Origin of the sequence: Synechococcus sp. R55.2 (assembly GCF_047462075.1) — a bacterium.
In the GTDB taxonomy this organism is placed as follows: Bacteria; Cyanobacteriota; Cyanobacteriia; order Thermostichales; family Thermostichaceae; genus Thermostichus.
The window spans coordinates 1-4,252 of record NZ_JANSIH010000289.1 but is presented as its reverse complement, the minus strand read 5'-3'; the positions used below and the strand labels follow the sequence as shown (position 1 = coordinate 4,252).

Here is a 4,252-nt window from a genome sequence, read left to right as displayed (position 1 = left end):
CCTGCGGCTGACCTGGCTTTGCAGGGGGCTTCCAAGGCTGAAGAATTGGTGGTGCCCCAATCCCCCTTGCAGGTGCGCATCGAGCGAAGGGAGGGCCTGTCTTTGGAAGAAGCTCTGGAGATCGCCGTTGCCCAGAACCCGGCTGTGCAGCAGGCCAGACTGGCCGTCGAGCGGGCCGAGGCCGGGGTAGCCCTGGCTCAAGCTGCCTTTGCTCCCACCCTCTCCAGCCGTGCCAACTACCAGTACAGTGAGGCTCCCTCTCCTGGTGGTGGGCCAAGGCGCGAATCCCACACCCTCTCGGCCAGTGTGGTGCGGGTGGAGTATACCGCTTTTGACAGTGGCCTTAGGGAGCAAAACCTGAAGCTGGCCCAGGAAGCTCTGCGCATCGCCCAACTGCAACTGGAGCAAACGCTGCAGACGGTCAAACAAGCTGTGGCCAATGCCTACTACGATCTGCAAAGCGCAGATGCCAGGGTTGCCATCAGCCAAGCTGCCGTTGAAAGCTCTGAAGCTACTCTGCGGGATGCTCAAGCTCGAGAACGGGCCGGGCTGGGTACCCGCTTTGAGATTCTCCAGGCAGAGACGGAATTGGCCAACAATCGACAAACCTTGCTGGTGGCCCAGAACACCCAGCAACTGAATCGCCGCCGCCTGGCCGAACTGCTGAATTTTCCCAGCCCCACCGACGTGTTGGCCAGCGACCGCATCGAGCCGATGGGAGAGTGGGATCTCAGCCTGGAAGAGACCATCATTGCTGCCTTTGCCCAACGACAGGAATTGGAGCGCCGACGCCGAGAATTGGAGCAGGCCCAAAGCCGTGTGCGCCTAGCACAGGCCCGCAATGGCCCCCGAATTGGCTTATTCGCCAGCCTCGATGCCGTTAACGATTTCAACGCCAGCCGCGATAGCTTTGATGTTGGCTATTCGGTCGGAGCCAATTTCAGCTTGACTTGGTTCGATGGGGGAGAAGCGGCTGCCCAAGCCCGCCAAGCTCAGATCGACGGGCAGGTGGCCGTGAGCAATTTCGTCGGCACCCGCAACGAAATCCAGCGGGGGGTGGAAGAAGCCTTTCTGACCCTCAGCTCCAGCCGTGAACAGATCGACTCGGCCAAAGTGGCAATTGCCTCGGCAGAAGAGAGCCTGCGCTTGGCCCGGCTGCGCCTGCAAGCGGGGGTGGGCACCCAAACGGAGGTGATCAATGCTGAAGCTGCCCTCACCACTGCCCGTGGCAACCTTTCCAATGCTGTAATCGCCTACAATCGCGCCTTGGTGCAACTGAAACGGGCCATTGGCAGCCTTTGACCTGAGCCTTTCTCCCTCACTCCCAGCCCTTCTTCCAAAAGGAGAGGGGTGCTATGGATACCGCGACGAAACAGTTCTATTCCAAGCTGGAAGTATAGTTGCTTCAGGTTAGGCTGAGACAGCCAGGCTATTGAGAGAAACCTTCTGGCCCTCTGCATTATTGCTCCGCAACGCTGACGCGACCGACATTTTAGTTGTGGGTACAGTGTCCTGGTTTGAATCGAAATGACTATGACCCCAGCGCTGCGCATTGCCAACGCGAGCAAGAAAGAGGGGGAACTCTGTGAAGACTATGAAAAAGCAAACCGTGAAAAATCCCCTGCCTTCGGGTGTGGGGAGAACGTCAAACCGCCCCCCCTGCAATTTGTAATGGCCACAAAAGGGGATCCCTAGAGCTTGCGGGAATAGAACTCGACCACCAAAAGCTCGTTGACCGGGGCGCAAATTTGCTCGCGGGGGGGCAATTCCTTGATGCGTCCGCGCAGCTTTTCTTTGTCAAACTCCAGGTAGTCTGGCAAGAACAATCCCGGATACTCCGCGTAGGCGGCCACCAGCTTGCGGGAAGATTCCTTGTTTTTTACCGTAATCACATCCCCCACTTTGCAGCCATAGCTGGGAATGGTTACCTTTTGGCCGTTAACCTCTATGTGGCCGTGGCTCACGAGCTGCCGAGCTGCCGGAATGGTTGGAGCCATGCCAAGACGAAATACGATGCAATCCAACCGCATTTCCAGCATTTGCAGCAAGGCCAAACCGGTGGATCCCTTGGAGCGCCGTGCCTTGCGCATGTAGCGGATCATCTGCCGCTCGCTCAGCCCGTAGTTGAAGCGCACCTTCTGCTTTTCTTCCAGGCGAATGGCATATTCGGATTTTTTCTTGCGCTCGGCTCCGTGCATACCGGGTGGATTGGTATTTTTGGGGCGCTTGCGCGTCAAACCGGGCAGATCAAGTCCCCCGAAGCGACGAATAATTTTTAGGCGGGGGCCTGTGTAGCGGGACATGCGGGCATTTCTCCAAAATCAGCAAACAAACTCTGCAAGAGATGGTCAGCTAGGGAGCAAGAGTACAAACCACCAAAAGAATCGGCGATCTACTATATTAAGCGTTTGATCCCTACTTTGGGCAAGGGGGCAAGGCTGTCTTTTGGGATCCCGTCTCCACCGTTCTAACTGTCTTGTCAGTCGTAGTGAACCCCCATTTGGGTGCGGATGAAGGCGCGATCTTCGCTGAGCAGGCCGTTGAGGGTGCGCCGTTCCCCCAAGATGGGATCCGGATCCAGGCCGATGGCTTCCAAGTCGGCCAGCACCATCAGCTCCACCAATTGCGGGAAGCTTACTTTGGGTTCCCACCCCAGGACTCGCTTGGCTTTTGAAGCATCCCCCAACAGCAGATCCACCTCGGTTGGGCGGTAGTAGCGGGGATCGATCTCGATCAACACTTGGTCTTTGTACAACCCCTGTTCGGCTTGGCCGGAGCCTTTCCAGGTAATCGGCAGGCCCACCAGCGCGAAGGCCCGTTCCACAAACTCACGCACGGTGTGGGTTTCCCCAGTAGCCAGCACATAGTCATCCGGCTGGGGTTGTTGGAGCATCATCCACATCCCCTCGACGTAGTCTTTGGCGTAGCCCCAGTCCCGCTTGGCATCCAGGTTGCCCAGGTACAGCTTGCTTTGCTTGCCGGCAACGATGCGGCTGACGGCGCGGGTGATCTTGCGGGTTACAAAGGTTTCCCCTCGCCGTGGGCTTTCGTGGTTAAACAAGATACCGTTGCAGGCGAAGAGGTTGTAGGCTTCGCGGTAGTTGACCGTCTGCCAGTAGCCGTACACCTTGGCACAGGCATAGGGGCTGCGCGGGTAGAAGGGGGTGGTCTCCTTTTGCGGGATCTCCTGCACCAGGCCGAACATCTCCGAGGAGCCTGCCTGGTAAAACTTCACCCGGATCCCGGTGCGCTGCTGATAGTCGCGGATGGCCTCTAGGAGACGCAGGGTACCCATGGCCACTGCATCAACAGTGTATTCCGGCGCATCAAAGCTCACCCGCACGTGGGATTGGGCCCCCAGGTTGTACACTTCCGTCGGCTGCACCTGTTCCAGGATCCTGCGCAGGGTGGTGCCATCCGTGAGATCCCCGTAGTGAAGGAATAGCCTAGCCTGGGGGTCATGGGCATCCACGTAGATGTGGTCGATGCGGTCGGTGTTGAAGGTGCTGGCGCGGCGGATGATGCCGTGAACTTCGTAGTTTTTCTGCAACAACAGCTCGGCCAGGTAAGAGCCATCCTGTCCGGTGATGCCGGTAATTAGGGCACGTTGGGTCATAGAGTTGGGGGCAAAGATCGGGAAAAATGAAGAACCAAGTGGCTCAAGGCTCAAGTCCAATGGCAAACCTCAAAGCGGAGACCTTGAAGCGAGAACATTATAGTGCAGCAGGACTGATACATTTACGCTGAACTTTCCTGTTCGCTTGCGTGGCGTAGCCACACATTGCTGCCCAGAGAAGCAGCGATAGCATCCTGCTCAGTACTGAACAGAATGGCGGTATCCCGCAAAGCCCTGAGGAATACCCCCAGAGCGCCTTGCCAATCCCGTGGTAGCTTGTGGTTGCATTCGGGACAGACAAACACCTTCGCACCCCCTAACTGGGTGTGGATATGCCCACACCTCGTACAGGTCTTGCTGGTGTACGCCTCTGACACATCCACCACCACGTTCTTCTTCCTGGCTTGGAACTTCAGGAACTGCTTGAACCGATAGTGCGCCCAGGTCAGCATCGCCCTAGCCGTCTTGCTACCAAACTTTCTTCCCGCCTTGGCAACCATCTGGGCCGACTCGAAGGTGGGCAGAAATATCAAGCGGTAGTGATCGGTCAGGAACGCTGCTACCTTGCGATGGCACTCGTCAACTAGGTTGTGTTGATCTTTTATTTGAGCCAAAAGAGAGCACTGACGAGATAGA

The 4,252-nt window shown here is 57.3% G+C and carries 5 protein-coding genes; 2 read left to right on the top strand and 3 right to left on the bottom strand.

The window, feature by feature from the left end:
* Together NW838_RS09440 and NW838_RS09435 are read left to right on the top strand one after the other, a co-directional pair.
* Positions 1-1,302: TolC family protein (locus NW838_RS09440; RefSeq protein ID WP_414427927.1), on the top strand; the 1,302-nt coding region annotated here is incomplete at its 5' end.
* 225 nt (positions 1,303-1,527) lie between these two features.
* Positions 1,528-1,695: a hypothetical protein gene (locus NW838_RS09435; protein WP_414357357.1), complete on the top strand. Its 168-nt coding sequence runs from the start codon at positions 1,528-1,530 to the stop codon at positions 1,693-1,695.
* On the opposite strand, the gene rpsD is transcribed toward NW838_RS09435, so the two are convergent.
* From rpsD to NW838_RS09420, 3 genes are all read right to left on the bottom strand, one after another.
* The gene (gene rpsD / locus NW838_RS09430) at positions 1,692-2,303 is read right to left on the bottom strand and encodes a 30S ribosomal protein S4 (RefSeq protein WP_011432724.1); all 612 of its coding nucleotides are present in this window, start codon (positions 2,301-2,303) and stop codon (positions 1,692-1,694) included. The two genes, NW838_RS09435 and rpsD, sit on opposite strands and share 4 nt — an antisense overlap.
* A 176-nt stretch (positions 2,304-2,479) precedes the next feature.
* Positions 2,480-3,616, bottom strand: a complete 1,137-nt coding sequence (gene gmd, locus NW838_RS09425) for a GDP-mannose 4,6-dehydratase (protein WP_414357356.1) — start codon at positions 3,614-3,616, stop codon at positions 2,480-2,482.
* A 122-nt stretch (positions 3,617-3,738) separates the two neighbouring features.
* The coding region (locus NW838_RS09420) for a zinc ribbon domain-containing protein (RefSeq protein WP_414427926.1) at positions 3,739-4,252 on the bottom strand (514 nt) is incomplete at its 5' end.